At 65.7% G+C, this 15518-nt stretch carries 17 protein-coding genes; 11 read left to right on the top strand and 6 right to left on the bottom strand.

From position 1 onward, the window contains the following. Window position 1 precedes the first annotated feature (1 nt). Genes pepP through ACFPAH_RS18180 form a run of 3 tightly spaced genes read right to left on the bottom strand, consistent with a single transcriptional unit; the run spans window position 2 to window position 3135 of the window. Window positions 2-1330 (bottom strand): Xaa-Pro aminopeptidase, encoded by a 1329-nt coding sequence (pepP, locus tag ACFPAH_RS18190; RefSeq protein WP_379748117.1) that lies wholly within the window; start codon window positions 1328-1330, stop codon window positions 2-4. Next, complete coding sequence (gene murU / locus ACFPAH_RS18185) at window positions 1327-2046, bottom strand: N-acetylmuramate alpha-1-phosphate uridylyltransferase MurU (RefSeq protein WP_379748115.1); 720 nt, start codon at window positions 2044-2046, stop codon at window positions 1327-1329. Before murU ends, pepP begins: the two co-directional genes overlap by 4 nt. Before the next feature lie 30 nt (window positions 2047-2076). Continuing rightward, complete coding sequence (locus ACFPAH_RS18180; protein WP_379748113.1) at window positions 2077-3135, bottom strand: aminoglycoside phosphotransferase family protein; 1059 nt, start codon at window positions 3133-3135, stop codon at window positions 2077-2079. A gap of 95 nt (window positions 3136-3230) precedes the next feature. On the opposite strand from ACFPAH_RS18180, the gene ACFPAH_RS18175 reads away from it, so the two are divergent. The 5 genes from ACFPAH_RS18175 to ACFPAH_RS18155 all read left to right on the top strand — a co-directional run bounded on the left by ACFPAH_RS18175 (window position 3231) and on the right by ACFPAH_RS18155 (window position 9229). Continuing rightward, window positions 3231-5450 carry an LPS-assembly protein LptD gene (locus ACFPAH_RS18175; RefSeq protein ID WP_379748111.1) on the top strand — a complete coding sequence of 740 codons (2220 nt, stop codon included), beginning with the start codon at window positions 3231-3233 and terminating at the stop codon, window positions 5448-5450. Between the two features lie 72 nt (window positions 5451-5522). Further along, window positions 5523-6935 (top strand): peptidylprolyl isomerase, encoded by a 1413-nt coding sequence (locus tag ACFPAH_RS18170; protein WP_379748109.1) that lies wholly within the window; start codon window positions 5523-5525, stop codon window positions 6933-6935. Window positions 6936-6938: 3 nt separating this feature from the next. Continuing rightward, the gene (gene pdxA, locus ACFPAH_RS18165) at window positions 6939-8009 is read left to right on the top strand and encodes a 4-hydroxythreonine-4-phosphate dehydrogenase PdxA (RefSeq protein WP_379748107.1); all 1071 of its coding nucleotides are present in this window, start codon (window positions 6939-6941) and stop codon (window positions 8007-8009) included. Between the two features lie 21 nt (window positions 8010-8030). After that, window positions 8031-8807 carry a 16S rRNA (adenine(1518)-N(6)/adenine(1519)-N(6))-dimethyltransferase RsmA gene (gene rsmA, locus ACFPAH_RS18160; RefSeq protein ID WP_379748105.1) on the top strand — a complete coding sequence of 259 codons (777 nt, stop codon included), beginning with the start codon at window positions 8031-8033 and terminating at the stop codon, window positions 8805-8807. A gap of 230 nt (window positions 8808-9037) precedes the next feature. Beyond that, complete coding sequence (locus tag ACFPAH_RS18155) at window positions 9038-9229, top strand: hypothetical protein (RefSeq protein ID WP_379748103.1); 192 nt, start codon at window positions 9038-9040, stop codon at window positions 9227-9229. A gap of 189 nt (window positions 9230-9418) precedes the next feature. Here ACFPAH_RS18155 and ACFPAH_RS18150 read toward each other — a convergent pair whose 3' ends face one another. Together ACFPAH_RS18150 and ACFPAH_RS18145 are read right to left on the bottom strand one after the other, a co-directional pair. Then, entirely contained in the window at window positions 9419-10063 is a 645-nt protein-coding gene (locus ACFPAH_RS18150) for a hypothetical protein (RefSeq protein ID WP_379748101.1), read from the bottom strand. 14 nt (window positions 10064-10077) lie between these two features. Continuing rightward, window positions 10078-10665: a hypothetical protein gene (locus ACFPAH_RS18145; protein ID WP_379748099.1), complete on the bottom strand. Its 588-nt coding sequence runs from the start codon at window positions 10663-10665 to the stop codon at window positions 10078-10080. Window positions 10666-10919: 254 nt separating this feature from the next. Between ACFPAH_RS18145 and ACFPAH_RS18140 the strand changes: the two genes are divergently transcribed. Beyond that, entirely contained in the window at window positions 10920-11636 is a 717-nt protein-coding gene (locus ACFPAH_RS18140; RefSeq protein WP_379748097.1) for an HAD family hydrolase, read from the top strand. A gap of 168 nt (window positions 11637-11804) precedes the next feature. Continuing rightward, window positions 11805-12827, top strand: a complete 1023-nt coding sequence (hrcA, locus tag ACFPAH_RS18135) for a heat-inducible transcriptional repressor HrcA (RefSeq protein WP_379748095.1) — start codon at window positions 11805-11807, stop codon at window positions 12825-12827. Window positions 12828-12897: 70 nt separating this feature from the next. On the opposite strand, the gene fur is transcribed toward hrcA, so the two are convergent. Next, a complete protein-coding gene (fur, locus tag ACFPAH_RS18130; protein ID WP_379748093.1) occupies window positions 12898-13332 on the bottom strand; it encodes a ferric iron uptake transcriptional regulator in 435 nt (144 codons plus the stop codon). Between the two features lie 79 nt (window positions 13333-13411). On the opposite strand from fur, the gene ACFPAH_RS18125 reads away from it, so the two are divergent. The 4 genes from ACFPAH_RS18125 (at window position 13412) to ACFPAH_RS18110 (ending at window position 15506) form a co-directional block, all read left to right on the top strand. Then, window positions 13412-14011, top strand: coding sequence for an outer membrane protein assembly factor BamE (locus ACFPAH_RS18125; protein WP_379748091.1), 600 nt, complete (start codon window positions 13412-13414; stop codon window positions 14009-14011). A 7-nt stretch (window positions 14012-14018) separates the two neighbouring features. Continuing rightward, a complete protein-coding gene (gene dapB, locus ACFPAH_RS18120; protein ID WP_379748089.1) occupies window positions 14019-14828 on the top strand; it encodes a 4-hydroxy-tetrahydrodipicolinate reductase in 810 nt (269 codons plus the stop codon). A 4-nt stretch (window positions 14829-14832) separates the two neighbouring features. After that, window positions 14833-15159 carry a barstar family protein gene (locus ACFPAH_RS18115; RefSeq protein WP_379748087.1) on the top strand — a complete coding sequence of 109 codons (327 nt, stop codon included), beginning with the start codon at window positions 14833-14835 and terminating at the stop codon, window positions 15157-15159. Between the two features lie 77 nt (window positions 15160-15236). After that, a complete protein-coding gene (locus tag ACFPAH_RS18110; RefSeq protein WP_379748085.1) occupies window positions 15237-15506 on the top strand; it encodes a hypothetical protein in 270 nt (89 codons plus the stop codon). The last annotated feature ends 12 nt before the right edge of the window (window positions 15507-15518 follow it).

The raw sequence follows: 15518 nt of genomic DNA, 5'->3' as shown, positions 1-15518 counted from the left end.
CTTACTTCCTCATCAGCGCTTCGATGTCGCGCACCGTTTTGGGCGCGCCGTCGGTGAGCACGCGCGCGCCGGCGTCGCCGACGATGACGTCGTCCTCGATCCGGATGCCGATGTGCCAGTAGCGTTCCGGCACGCCCGCGGCAGGGCGCACGTAGATGCCCGGTTCGACCGTCAGCGCCATGCCCGGGGCCAGCAGCCGCGAGGGCTTGCCCTCGCGCGTCAGGTCCCGATAACTGCCGCTGTCGTGCACGTCCAGTCCCAGCCAGTGGCCGGTGCCGTGCATGTAGAAGGGGGTATAGGCGCGCTCGGCCAGCACGTTGTCGACGTTGCCCCAGGTCGCCTTGTCGAGCAGGCCGTGGTCGAGCATGCCCTCGGACAGCACCCGCAGCGCCGCCTCGTGCACGCCGCTGTAGGGCCGGCCCGGCACGATCGCGGCCAGTGCCGCCGCCTGGGCGGCGAGCACCAGTTCGTAGAGCTGCTTCTGCGGCTCGCTGAAGCGGCCGTTGACGGGGAAGGTGCGCGTGATGTCGGCGGCGTAGCTGTCGAATTCGCAGCCGGCGTCGATCAGGACCAGGTCGCCGTCCCGGGTTTGCGCATTGTTGGCGCTGTAGTGCAGGATGCAGGCGTTGCCGCCTGCGGCCACGATCGCCGGATAGGCCGGGAACTGCGCGCCATTTTTACGAAATTCGTAGAGCAGTTCGGCTTCGAGTTCGTATTCGAACATGCCCGGTCTGGCGGAGCGCATCGCGCGCGCATGGGCCTGGGCCGAGATGGCGGCGGCGCGCTGCATCAGCGCCTGTTCGCTCTCGTCCTTGAACACGCGCATCTCGTCGAGCAGCGGCAGCAGGTGCTCGATGCGCGAGGGCGCCGCGACGCCGCTGCGGGCGCGCGCGCGCACGGCCTGCAGCCAGCCGGCGGCCCGGGCGTCGAGCGCGCCGTCGCGGGCCACGGCGTAGTACAGGGCGGGCGCGTCGGCCAGCAGGCAGGCCATCTGGGCATCGAGCTCGGCAATCGGATAGGCCTCGTCGACCTCGATGGCGTCGCGCGCGGCCAGCGGGCCGTGCCGGAAGCCGTCCCAGATCTCGCGATCGACATCCTTTTCGCGGCAGAACAGGATCGACCGGGCCGGCGCATCGCCGCGCGCGGCGACGACCACCAGCGCGCTTTCCGGCTCCGTAAAACCGGTGAGGTAATAAAAATGGCTGTCGTGGCGGTAGGGATAGTCGCTGTCGCCGTTGCGCACCACTTCGGGCGCGGTGAGCAGGACCGCCACCGCGCCCGGCGCCATGCTTGCCGCCAGGCGTGCGCGGCGGGCGGCGTGGGGAGTCAAGCGCCGGCCCGCCTGGTCAGCGGCGCGTTCAGTTCCTCGAGCTGCTCGACCGTGCCGACGTTGACCCAGGGGCCGTGATAGAGCTCGCCGCCGACGCGCTTTTGCTCGATGAACTTGCGCATCAGGGGACCGAACTTCAGGAATTCGCCGGCCTTGATGCCCTCGAACATTTCCGGGCGATAGACGCCGATGCCGGCGAAATTCCACTTCGGGTCGCCGTCGTTGGCCAGCGTGTACATGTCGAGGCCGAAGTCGCCGTTCGGGTTGTGCCACGGGTTCGGTGTCAGGTAGAGCCAGGCGATGTCGCGCTGCCCGGCCGGGATCGGCTGGCCGAGCGCATCGTTGTCGGGCAGGGCCTCACGCGCCTGCGCGAAGTCGAAATAGGGCGCGTAGATGTCGCCCGACACGGCCAGGAAGGGCTCGTCGCCCAGCAGGTGCAAGGCGTTGGCGATGCCGCCGGCCGTTTCCAGCGGGGTCGGTTCGTGCGAATACACGATGCGCGCGCCGTACTTGCTGCCGTCGCCCAGTTCTTCCTCGATCATGTGGCCGAGGTGCGAGTGGTTGATGACGATGTCGGTCAGGCCCGCACGCACCAGGTTCAGCACGTGCCAGGTGATGAGCGGACGGCCGCGCACCTTGAGCAGGGGTTTCGGGCAGCTGTCCGTCAGGGGACGCATGCGCTCGCCGCGGCCGGCAGCGAAAATCATGGCTTTCATGGGCGTCTCTGGGAAATGAACTGAGCAGGCTCAGAAGGTATAGCCGACTTGCGGCGCCTTGCCCTCGAAGGCGTCGAGCAGGCGCAGCAGGGGCTTGAGTTCGGGATAGCGGTTGGCGGTCTTGCGCACGTAGTCCAGCACCGTCGGCAGGTCGCCCATGTAGATCGGCTTGTTGTCGCGGTAGTTCAGGCGGCAGAAGATGCCCAGGATCTTGAGGTGGCGCTGCAGGGCCATGAACTCGAAATCGCGGTAGAAGGCGTCGATGTCGGGGTTGACCGGCAGGCCGACCTGCTTGGCGCTTTGCCAGTAGCGCACCACCCAGTCCAGCACGATCTCTTCGTCCCACTGGATGTAGGCGTCGCGCAGCAGCGAGCCGAGGTCGTAGGTGACCGGGCCGTAGACGGCATCCTGGAAGTCGAGCACGCCCGGGTTGCCCTGGTCGAGGAACATCAGGTTACGCGAGTGGAAGTCGCGGTGCATGAACACCTGCTGCTGGGCCAGCACATTGGCGGTGATCGCTTCGAACACCTTGTCCAGTTGCGCCTGCTGTTTCGCATCCAGCGTGACGCCCAGGTGGCGGTTGATATACCACTCCGGGAACAGGTTCATCTCGCGCAGCACGAAGGCGCGGTCGAACTCGGGCAGCACGCCGGGCTGGCTGTGCAGCTGGAACTTGATCAGGGCATCGACCGCGTCCGAATACATGAAGGCGGCGTTGTCGGGATCGAGGCGGGCCAGGTAGGTGGTGGTGCCGAGGTCCGACAGCAGCAGGAAGCCGCGCTCGACATCGCGCGCGACGATCGCCGGCACCGTGACGCCGGCCTCGGCCAGCAGGCCGGCCACGTGGATGAAGGCCGGCACGTTTTCGCGCTCGGGCGGCGCGTCCATCGCGACCAGGGTGTCGCCGAGCTTGGCGCGTAGCGCCGGCACCACATCGAGGCGGAAATAGCGGCGAAAGCTCGCATCGGACGAGGCCGGACGGCGCGAACCGGCTTCCACCAGGCCGAGTGTGCCCAGCCATTCGGTGAGCAAGGCCAGGCGTGCATCCTGAGCGGCGGAAGTGGGGGTGTTTTGATACAAAGAAGACATGAAGCGTCCAGGAGAAGCCGGTTGAGAGAGACAATTCCCATATAATAAGGGATTCAATCCAAAAAATCGCCCTTTATGGTGCAGCCACAGATTCCATGAGCTGGTTTACGGCCCTACCATTCCCACGGCGGCGGGCATTTGCCTTGTCCGCCCTCGTTACCGTGGCCGCGGGGCCGGTGCATGCGCAAGTTGCGCCGGCCGCGTCTCCGGCCGACGAAAAAGACCTTCCGATTACGGTCAGCGCGGAGGAGATCGACGGCCGTCCCGACCGCGAAATCAATCTCAAGCGCAATGTCGAGATCACGCGCGGCCAGTCGAGGCTGGTTGCCGACACGGCCTGCTACCGCCTGGTCGAAGACGAAGTCACGGCCAGCGGCAACGTGCAGATGTGGCGTTTCGGCGACCGCTACCAGGGCGATTCGCTGCAATTGAACCTGTCGACCCAGCGCGGCTGGCTGCTCAACCCGCAGTACAAGCTGCAGGCGAATAACGCCCAGGGCCGCGCCGACCGCATCGACTTCCTCGGCGAGGGGCAGGCGCTGGTCCTGGACGGCACCTACAGCACCTGCGAAGGCACGAACCCCGACTGGTACCTGAAATCGAGCACGCTGCGCCTGGACTCCGGGCGCGACGTCGGCACCGCCGGCAAGACCGTCATCTATTTCAAGGACGTGCCGATCCTGGCCACGCCGGGGATGTCGTTTTCGCTGTCGGGCGAGCGCCGCTCGGGCTGGCTGCCGCCGACCATCGGTTTCGGTTCGAAGGGCAATTCCGAGATCATGGTGCCGTATTACTTCAACATCGCGCCGAACCGCGATTTGACGGTCTTCCCGCGCCTGATGTTCGACCGCGGCCTGCAGATGGGCGCCACCGGACGCTATATCGGCGAAACCGCGCGCGGTCCGTATGGCGGACAGACCCACCTCGAGTACCTGAGCAACGACCGCATCACCAGGACCGACCGCTGGCTGGTCAATTCGGTGCACAACCAGACGATCGGGCCGGGCTGGAACTATGGCTGGAACGTCAACGGGGCCTCGGACGACGAATACCCGAGCGACTTCTCGCGCACGGTGGCCATCAGCGCCGAGCGCCAGCTGGTGCGCGAGCTGTTTACGAGCTACGGCACGCCATACTGGAGCCTGACCGCGCGCGCCCAGGGCTACCAGATCCTGCAGGAGCCGGCGGCGGTGGCCAATCCGGCGCTGCGCATCCCGCGCCCCTACGACCGGCTGCCCCAGATCCTGTTCCACTCGGGCCGCTACGACGTCAAGGGCTTCGACTGGGCGTTCGACGCCGAGGCGACCCGCTTCGCGCACCCGACTTTCGACAACGGCAACCGCCTGGTCGCCGTCGGCCAGGTCAGCTATCCGTGGATCCGTCCGGGCTATTACATCACCCCGAAGCTGATGCTGCACGCGACCAAGTACAGCATGGACACGAATGCGCGCGGGGCGACCAGCCTGTCGCGCACGCTGCCGACCTTTTCGATCGACAGCGGGATGGTGTTCGAACGCGATGCAAAACTGTTCGGCAGCGCCGTCACCCAGACCCTCGAACCGCGCCTGTTCTACGTGCGTACGCCGTACAAGAACCAGGACGAGTTCCCGATCTTCGACACCAGCGAGGCCGGCTTCAGCTACGCCCAGTTGTTCAGCGAGAACCGCTTCGTCGGTCCCGACCGCGTCTCGGACGCCAACCAGCTGACCGCGGCCGTGGTGTCGCGCTTCATCGAGGCCGACGGCGCCGAGCGCCTGCGCATGGCCTTCGGCCAGCGCTTTTACCTGACCGAGCCGCGCGTCGGCCGCGTGCAGGGACAGCAGCAGGGCCGCTCCGACCTGCTGCTGGCGGCGTCGGGCCGCATCGTCAACAACTGGAACTTCGACAGCAGCGTACAATATGACGCGATCGGCGACAGTTTGTTTAGCCAGAGCCATGGCGTGCGCTGGACGCCGGGACCGATGAAAGTGCTCAATGCGGAGTACCGCTACGTGCGCGACAGCTTCCGCAACGCCGATATTTCGGCCCAGTGGCCGCTGTCGAAGCGCTGGTACGGCGTCGGCCGCGTCAGCTATTCGCTGCGCGACCGCAAGGTGCTCGAGAGCCTGGTCGGGCTCGAGTACAAGGCCGATTGCTGGGTGTTCCGGATGGGCGCGCAACGCTTCGTCACGACGGCCCAGCAGACCTCGACGCCGATCTTCTTCCAGCTCGAGCTCAACGGCCTGTCGCGCCTCGGCCTCGGCAATCCGCTGGAGTCGTTTTACAAGAGTATTCCCGGCTATACGCGGTTGAACAATAATATTGGCCGTCCCTGACCGGGCGCCCCAGCCGGGCGTCCCGCATGACCAGAACCATGGATTTTGACCTGAATGAGTGCCTTCCAGATTATGCGTACTACCCGTTTGCATCACTTTAAGCTCGCAGCGGCGCTGCTGTGCGCGCTCTCGGCGAATGCCGCCCTCGGCCAGGCAAGCACCGGCACTGCCGCGGCCAAGCCTGCAGCCGCGCCCGTCGCGACTGCCGCCAAGCCTGGAGCCGGTTTCCTGCCGCCGGCGGCGAGCAGCGCCAACGTCATCGATTCGATCAAGGTCGTCGTCAACGACGAAGTCATCACGGCCAACGAACTGCGCAATCGCGTCGGCCAGATCACGGCCCGCCTGCGTGCCCAGAACGCCCAGCTCCCGGCCATGGCCGACCTCGAGCGCCAGGTGCTCGAAGCCATGATCGTCGAGCGCGCCCAGCTGCAGCTGGCGCGCGAGATGGGCGTGCGCGTGTCCGACCGCGAACTCGACATGGCCATCATGCGCATCGCCGAGGGCCAGAAGATGACGGTCCAGGACATGCGCAACCAGATGGAAAAAGAGGGCCTGACCTTCGCCCAGTTCCGCGAAGAGATCCGTAACGAGATCATGATGCAGCGCCTGCGCGAGCACGAGGTCGACAGCAAGATCCAGGTCTCCGATGCCGAGGTCGACACCTATCTCGCCGCCGAAAAGGCGGCTGCCGCCGAGAAGGTCGAGATGGACCTGTCGCAGATCTTCGTCGGTATCCCGGCCAATGCCACGCCCGAGCAGATCGCCGCGCGCCGCGCCCGCGCCGACGAAGTGATGCGCCAGCTGCGCACCGGCGCCGACTTCGCCCGCATCGCCACCACCTATTCCGACGCGCCCGACGCGCTCAAGGGCGGCGCCATCGGCTGGCGCGACGCAGACCGCCTGCCGCCGCTGTTCGCCAACGAACTGCGCAAGCTCAGCCCGGGCCAGGTGACGCCCGTGATCCGGACCAATACCGGCTTCTACATCCTCAAGATGGCCGACAAGCGCAGCCTGGCCAAGACCGCGCCGGAAGAGGCCGTTGTGCAGCAGACCCGCGCGCGCCACATCCTGCTCAAGGCGACGCCGACCATGCCGGCCGCGGAAGCGAAACGCAAGCTGGCCGAGATCAAGGCCAAGATCGACAGCAAGGCCGCCACCTTCGAGGACATGGCGCGCCAGAACAGCGTCGACGGCTCGGCCATCAAGGGCGGCGACCTCGGCTGGCTGGAGCCGGAAGACGTCCCGGCGGAATTCACGGCCGCGATGAATGCATTGCAGCCGGGCCAGCTGTCGGACGTGGTCGAGACGCCGTTCGGCTTCCACCTGATCCAGGTTACGGAACGCAAGACCCAGGACGTATCGAAGGAAAGGGAGCGCCTGCAGGCACGCCAGGTGATCCGCGAGCGCAAGCTCGGCGAAGCCTTCGAGGACTGGGCACGCCAGGTGCGCGACCGCGCCTACGTCGAGTTCCGCGAGGAAGGGTAAGCCGTGGCGGGACCGGCAGGCGTTCGCCGCAGCGTGCGTCCGACCCTGGCGCTGACCGTCGGCGAGCCCGCCGGCATCGGCCCCGAGATCGCGATCCGCGCGGCCTGGGCGCTGCGCGAGGCGGCCAACTGCGTGCTGGTCGGCGACGCCGCCTTCCTGGCGCTCACCGCCAGCCTGATCGACCCGTCGATCCGCCTGGCGGCCCTGTCGACCCAGGCGCTGAGAAACGGCGGCCTGCCGCACTTCGGCCACGACCGGCTGGCCGTGATCGACGTGCCGCTCGCCGCGCACGTGGTGCCGGGCACCCTCGACGCCCAGAACGGCCGCGCCGTGCTGGCCACGCTCGACCTGGCGATCGAGGGCGTCGCTGCCGGCTGGTTCGACGCCATCGTGACCGCCCCCCTGCAAAAAAGCACCATCAACGAGGCCGGTATCGCGTTTTCCGGCCATACCGAATACCTGGCCGAGAAAACCGGCACGCCGAAGGTCGTCATGATGCTGGCCGGCCAGCCGGCCAACGGGCAAGCCTATCTGCGGGTGGCGCTGGCGACCACCCATTTGCCCCTCAAGGAGGTGCCGGCCGCGATCACGGCCGACGGCCTGGCCCAGGTCCTCGACATCCTCGACGCCGACCTGCGCAGCAAATTCGGCATCGCCGCGCCGCGCATCCTGGTGACCGGCCTGAACCCGCATGCGGGCGAAAACGGCTATCTGGGGCGCGAGGAGATCGAGGTCATCGAGCCCAGCCTGGCGGCGGCGCGCGCGCGCGGCATCGATGCGCGCGGTCCGTATCCGGCCGACACCCTGTTCCAGCCGAAATACCTGCACGACGCCGACTGCGTGCTGGCGATGTACCACGACCAGGGCCTGCCCGTGCTCAAGCACGCGACCTTCGGACGCGGCATCAACGTCACCCTCGGCCTGCCGCTGATCCGCACCTCGGTCGACCACGGCACCGCGCTCGACCTCGCCGCGCGCGGCCTCGGCCTGGCCGACTGCGGCAGCATGGAAGAGGCGATCCGCGCCGCCATGCACATGGTCGAGGCCAGCCAAGCGGCGGCCGCCCGCGCCTGAACCCAATTAACGAAAGCAATAATGAAACACGTCGCACGCAAGCGCTTCGGCCAGAATTTCCTGACCGATAAACTGGTCCTGAACAGCATCATCGAAGCCATCGGCCCGCGCCGCGGCGAAGCGATGGTCGAGATCGGGCCGGGCCTGGCGGCGATGACGGCGCTGCTGCTCCAGGAACTGGACCACATGCATGTGGTCGAACTCGACCGCGACCTGGTGGCGCGCCTGGAAAAAGCCTACCCACGCGAAAAACTCACGATCCACTCGGGCGACGCCCTGAAATTCGATTACGCCTCGATTCCGGTACCGCCAGCGCAGAAGCTGCGCATCGTCGGCAACCTGCCGTACAACATCTCGAGCCCGCTGCTGTTCCACCTGGCCGAGTTCGCGCACCTGGTCGAGGACCAGCATTTCATGCTGCAAAAGGAAGTGGTCGAGCGGATGGTGGCCGAACCAGGCACCAAGGCCTACGGTCGCCTGTCGGTGATGCTGCAATGGCGCTACGACATGGCGCTGCTGTTCGTCGTCCCGCCGACCGCGTTCGATCCGCCGCCCCAGGTCGACTCGGCCATCGTGCGCATGGTGCCGACCCGGCGCCCGCTCGCCGCCGACGGCCCGACCCTGGAAGCCGTGGTGCAGAAGGCGTTTTCCCAGCGCCGCAAGGTGATCCGCAACTGCGTGGCCGGCATGTTCACCGAACAGCAGCTGGCCGAGGCCGGCATCGATCCGGGCAGCCGTCCGGAAACGGTCAGCCTGGAACAGTACGTGGCGCTGGCAAACCTTCTCAAGCCGGTATAAACCCCTCGTCGGGCGCCGCCCGACGGACGCAACCGCCTTTTACCTCATCCGTGATGCGCCGCACAACACGCGTATAACACGGTATATCGCCCCTCCACGCGCTTCGTCGCGCGCTTTTTGCAGTTCGTCGCAGGCCGCTGGAGGACGCATCGGCCGATTGCTAAAGTACTCCCATCGAAAGCCCGAACGCACCCAGCGACGGGCACCAACCAACCGAAGGGAGTACTGAAATGAACGTCCTCAAACACATGGAAGCCCTGTTCGTCGTCGCCGCACTGGTCGTGGGCGTCAGCACCTATGCGAGTGCCGAGAGCTACAAGGCGCAAGTGCGCGCCGATGCGATGGTCGCCGTGGGCAGCGAAAAAGTGGCGGTGGTGAAGGTCAGCGCCAAGCGCCTGGCAACCGATACCAAGATCGGCTGAGGATTTGCGGCATCACTTGGAACCAGCCGGGAACAGCGCGGGCAAAAAAAAAGCCCGCCGTTGCGGGCGGGCTAAATCCAATTCTTTTCTGAGGAGAGTTGGAGGAGACAGAAGCATTATGCTGCACCACAGCATATACGTCTAATTTTCTTTGAGAATGTTCGACATGCTTGTGGTGAATATCTGTCTCTAGCCGTTATCGCGGCAGGTCACGGCAATCGTGTCGACCTTGACGTCGCCCATGGTGCCTGCGCCGTTGGTTACCGTGCAGGTCTGGCCGGCCGGTTGCTCCAGCACCGTCACGCCGAAGGTGCGGCCGTAGGTCACAGGCTGCTCGAAGGCGAAGCTGGTAGCGCCCTTGGCAACCGGGAGCTTGCCGCCGATGCCGCCGGTACTGCCGTTGATGAGTACCAAGCCCTCGCCGGTAAGGCCGGTGACCGGGCCGCCGATCGTGTTGCTGACCAGCACGCACGTAATGACGGCATTGATGACGGACAGGCGTCCTGCCGTGTCGGTGGTGCCGCCGGACTGTCCACATTGCTGGTGCGCCGGAAACGCCTTGATGGTGACATCGTAGGGGTCGCCGTAATCGACCTTGTTTTTGAACGCATAGGTGACGTCTTTCGGTGTCGGCACGGTCGAGCCCGACAGCGTTTCATAGCCGGCCGGGCCAAGTGCCAGGTCTTCGCCATTGTTCGACAGCACCAGGCCAGGATATTCGAGGCCGGTGACGACGCCGCCGATGGTATAGGTCGAACTGCCGCCGCCGCAGGCGCTCAGGCCGGCCGCCAGGGCCAGGGTCAGCGCCGACAGCGCCAGGGTCGATTTCTTCACATTAGTCTCCAGGATCATGGGGTGCAGCGCACGACGATGCTCGCAACGTCGCCTGCCGGCATCGTGCCGCTGCCGTTCTCCACGGCGCAAGTACGCCCAGCCGGCTGTTTCAGGATGGTGACGCCATAGGGCGACTCTTCGGATACCTTGGCCATCTTGAATGCGGTGGCATTCGCCGGGATCTCGACCTTGTCGGTGCCGTTCACGAGGGTGAGACCGGACGCATCGCCCAGCCCGATGATCGTGCCGCCCAGCTCGCGCTGGCGGATCGTGCACTGGACAAACACGTTATTGACATTGAAGACAGCCCGGCCGGTGCCGTTGACCACGACACATTTGTCGATGCCCTCGACATTCGGCGGCACGCTCTTGACCTTGACGTCGTAGCGCGAATCGGTTTCGACGAGGTCCTTGAAGATGAAGGGACCCGATGCGTCGACCGCGAGGTCGGAACCGCCGTTGTTCGTCAGCACCAGGCCCGGCTTGGTAATACCGGACGCCGTGCCGGCGACGTATATGTCGCCGTCGCTGCCGCCGCAGGCCGACAGGCCCAGCGCGCATGCCAGCGCGATGCCGGCACGCAGGGGGGAACGAATCATCATTTCTCCAAACATTAAAAGGGAAGGCTGGCGCGCAACCGGATGGCCACGCCGCACGGTGGAAGTTTGCCCATCATTTTAGAGCATTTGACAAGGCCCGGGCTCATTGGCCTGTGTATCAGGCTGTAACGCTCACGCTGTAACGCTCAGGCCGTAACGCGCGGCACCGCAGGCCGGCTGCGCCCCGCACGCGAGCGCGATTGCATTTCACCGCCGGCCTCGCTATCCTTGGCTCGCCTTCCATACAAGCGCTGACGATGACGCCCACCCACCGCCGCCCCTGGCCCAAAGCCGTTCTGTTCGACCTGGACGATACCCTGTGGCCGATCGCGCCCGTGATCTTGCAGGCCGAGCAAACCCTGTTCGCGTGGCTTGCCAACAACGCGCCGCGGGTGGCGCAGCGCTTCACCATCGAGAGCCTGCGCCAGGCCCGGCTCGAACTGCTGGCGCGCAAGCCCGAGTTCCAGCTCGACCTGGGCGCCCTGCGCCGCGCCGGCCTGGTGGCCGCGTTCGAGCAGGCCGGCGAAGACGCTGCCATGGTGGAGCTGGCCATGACCGAATTCTTTGCCGCGCGCAATGCCGTGATTCCCTACGATGACGTGCTGCCGGGCCTGCTGCGCCTGAAAGGGCGCGTGCTGATCGGTTCGGTTACGAACGGCAATGCCGATTTGCAGACGATCGGCCTGGCCCACCATTTCCACGCCTCGGTGTCGGCGCCGGCCTTCGGCCGCGCCAAACCGGACCCGGCGATCTTCCACGCCGCCCTCGATGCGCTCGGCGTGGCGCCGGGCGATGCCGTTTATGTGGGCGACGACCTGGTGCTGGATGTGCAGGGCGCCCAGCGCGCCGGCATGCGCGGCGTCTGGATGAACCGCACCGCCAGCCGGCGCCACTTGGAAGAGGGCATCGCGCCGGATGCGATCGTGGCCGATTTCGATGGGTTGCTTGCCTGGCTCAAGCGCGAACACGCTTGAGAGCGCCTAACAGAACCGCCATGACGGCGTTGCGTCGTCTCGCCGTACCAGCGTACTGTCTTCGACGACGCGCCTTGTCCTGACTGTTCTGTTAGACGCTCTACGCCCACAGGCGGCGGGCGAACGTGCATAATAGGTGCAGAACCATTCTGCCCGCTTTCCGCCCCCATGCAACTTGAACCCCGTGCCCAAACCCTCCTGAAAGCCCTGGTCGAGCGCTATATCGCCGACGGCCAGCCGGTCGGGTCGCGCGCGCTCTCGAAAATCTCGGGCCTCGACCTGTCCCCGGCCACGATCCGCAACATCATGGCCGACCTCGAGGAAATGGGCTATGTCGCTAGTCCCCATACCTCGGCCGGGCGCGTGCCCACGCCGCGCGGCTACCGCCTGTTTGTCGACACCCTGCTGACGGTCCAGCACCTCGATGGCCAGCATGGGGTCGATCCCGAGCGCATGCGCCTGGCCGCCCAGCACCCGCAAAAGTCCATCGCCAACGCGGCGCAGATGCTGTCCTCGCTGACCCAGTTCGCCGGCGTGGTGCAAAGCCCGCGCCGCGAATCGGTGTTCCAGCAGATCGAATTCCTGCGCCTGTCCGAGCGCCGCATCCTGCTGGTGATTGTCGACCCGCGCGGCGACGTGCAAAACCGCCTGCTGCTCACCGAGGTCGACTACACCCCGTCCCAACTGGTGCAGTCGGCCAATTACCTGAACCAGAACTACGCCGGCCTGAGCTTCGACGAAGTACGCCGGCGCCTGGGCAGCGAACTGCGCCAGCTGCGCGACGACATCGGCGGCCTGATGCAGACGGCGGTGGAGGCCGGCACCGAGGCGATGGCCGAGCAGGGCGACGGCATGGTCATTTCCGGCGAACGCAACCTGCTGTCGGTGTCCGACCTCTCCTCGAACATGAGTTCGCTGCGCCAGCTGTTCGAGATGTTCGAGCAAAAGACCGGACTGATGCAGCTGCTCGACGTATCGAGCAAGGCCGGCGGCGTGCAGATCTTCATCGGCGGCGAATCGAAGCTGGTGCCGATGGACGAAATGAGCGTGGTCACCGCGCCCTACGAGGTGAACGGCAAGATCGTCGGCACTCTCGGCGTCATCGGGCCGACCCGCATGGCCTACGAGCGCGTGATCCCGATTGTCGACATCACGGCGAAATTGCTGTCGAATGCGCTGAGCCATTCCTGAACCGCGTGCGGCATACACCCAATAAAAAACGGCGCCATCGGCGCCGTCGCTCTTTCAAGCAGGACCGGACTCAGTTCCCGCTGCGGTGCGGGCAAGCCGGCTTGACGCAGTTGCCGTAGATCGCCAGCGCGTGCTCGGCGATCTTGAAGCCGCGCTCGACGGCGATCTTGTGCTGACGCGATTCGATTTCGTCGTCATAGAACTCTTCGACGTGGCCGCAATCGAGGCAGACCAGGTGGTCGTGGTGCGAACCGGCATTCAGCTCATAAATGGCCTTGCCGGTTTCGAAGTGGTTGCGGTTGAGCAGGCCGGCTTGCTCGAACTGGGTCAGCACCCGGTAGACGGTCGCCAGGCCGACGTCCATGTTATCGGCCAGGAGGATTTTGTACACGTCTTCCGCCGTCAGGTGCCGGACATCGCTGTTCTGGAAAATTTCCAGAATCTTCAAGCGTGGCAGAGTCGCCTTCAGGCCGCTCGCCTTCAGGTCGGTAGGGCTGTTACTCATGTTTGTTACTCGTAGATGGGCGGAGTGCTTTATGATATAGCGTTTTGGAAGCTCCCGCTTAATCGTTTTGAGGTTACTTATGCGCATCATTGATGCCGTTGTTCATCGTTCCTATGCCCGCGCTGCACTTGCCGCGGGCCTTGCATGCACGCTACTGCTCTCGGGCTGCGCATCATGGCGTCAGCAGGGCGCGCCGGCCGAACCGGTGAGCACCTCCCCTCAGGCAGCGGAAACCGATGCCAATGCCGGCGCGCAAACGGTCCAGGCTACCAAGCTGCAGAAGTTCCTGTGGATCTTCTCGCCCTACCGTCCGGACATCCAGCAGGGCAACTTCGTCTCCCAGGAAATGCTGTCGCAACTGAAAGTGGGCCAGACCCGCGACCAGGTGCGCTTCCTGCTGGGCACCCCGCTGTTGACCGACATGTTCCACGCCGACCGCTGGGACTACCCGTTTTATCTGGCGCGCGGCAACGGCGAGCTGACCACCAGCCGCGTCACCGTGTATTTCAAGGATGGCGTGGTCGAGCGCTTCGACGGCGGCAACCTGCCGACCGAGCGCGAGTACATCGCGCGCATCGCCGGCCCGATCAAGACGGCGAAGAAAGAGGCCGCCGCCGAGAACACCAAGCCGGCCACCGCCCCGTCGGTCGTGCCCGCCACCTCCACCCAGACCCGGTAAGCGCATCATGACGCACTTGAACATCGCGGTTGCCGGCGCCAGCGGGCGCATGGGCCGCATGCTGATCGAAGCGATCGCCGCCGCGCCCGACATGCAGCTTTCGGGCGCGCTCGACGTGCCGGGCTCGCCTGCCGTCGGCCAGGACGCGGGCGCCTATGCGGGCCAGTCCACCGGCGTGACCATCGAGTCCGACCTGGCGCGCGCGCTGGCGGGCGCCGATTGCCTGATCGATTTCACGCGTCCGGAAGGCACGCTCGAGCACCTGAAGTATTGCGCCGCGCACGGCATCAAGATCGTGATCGGCACCACCGGTTTCGACGAGGCCGGCAAGGCGGCGATCCAGGCGGCGGCCGACAAGACGGCCGTCGTGTTCGCGCCGAACATGAGCGTGGGCGTCAACGTCACCCTGAAACTGCTGGAACTGGCCGCCAAAAGCTTCGCCGAAGGCTACGACATCGAAATCATCGAGGCGCACCACCGCCACAAGGTCGACGCGCCCTCGGGCACCGCCCTGAAAATGGGTGAAGTCATCGCCGACGCGCTCGGACGCGACCTGAAGGACTGCGCCGTCTACGGCCGCGAAGGCGTGACCGGCGAGCGCGATCCGTCGACCATCGGTTTCGCCACCATCCGCGGCGGCGATATCGTCGGCGACCACACCGTGCTGTTTGCCGGCACCGGCGAGCGCATCGAAATCACCCATAAATCGAGCAGCCGCGTCACCTACGCCCACGGCGCCCTGCGCGGCGCGCGTTTTATCGCCGCCAAGGCGAGCGGCCTGTACGACATGCAGGACGTCCTGTCCTTGAAAGGATGATGCAATGGCAGTGGCAGAACTGAACGGCGCCGCGATCGTCAACGAAGCAAGCTTCATGGCCGAGAGCCGCCGCGCGTTCGGCTTTCACACCGCAACCGGCGACACCATCGACACCTGGGTCGATTGCCTGAGCTACCTGCGCGACGACGAGAACATGACCAAGTTCCGCCTCAAGCCGGACGAGGTGCTGGAAATCGTCATCACCGAAAGCGCAGGCCTGCGCGCGCGCCTGCCCGACCTGGTCGACGAAATCACCTTCTGCGTCGGCGGCATCAACGAGCGCTACGAGGATTACGGCGAGAAGCCGGCGCTCGAGCTCGTGCTGCGCTAAGCCAGGGGTGAAGCGGTTCGGCAAGACGGCGCTGTGATCCACGGCGCTGCTGCTGGCTTACCTCGCCCTCGCGGCCCTTGTGGGCGGCACTGTCGATTGACGCGCTGCTGGCGCGGCAGCCCGCCGCACCCGAACTGCCGCTGTCGCCCCGCCAGCGCGACATCCTCCTCAACATCGAAGACCCCACTTTCTTTTCCCACCTCGGCTTCAGCCTGGCCGACGGCCAGGGCGTCGCCACGATCTCGTCGAGCCCACCTGCGGCCGGCGCCCTCGGCTGGCGATGGCAAAAACCGGCAGCCAGGCTGCGCTGGCATGGCTTCGCCGCAGTGCAAGACGAAACAGTATAATGTTCTGCTCAA

The organism is Massilia sp. GCM10023247 (assembly GCF_042653325.1).
In the GTDB taxonomy this organism is placed as follows: domain Bacteria; phylum Pseudomonadota; class Gammaproteobacteria; order Burkholderiales; family Burkholderiaceae_D; genus Telluria.
The sequence above is the reverse complement of the archived record's forward strand: the minus strand, read 5'-3'. Positions and strand labels throughout refer to the sequence as shown.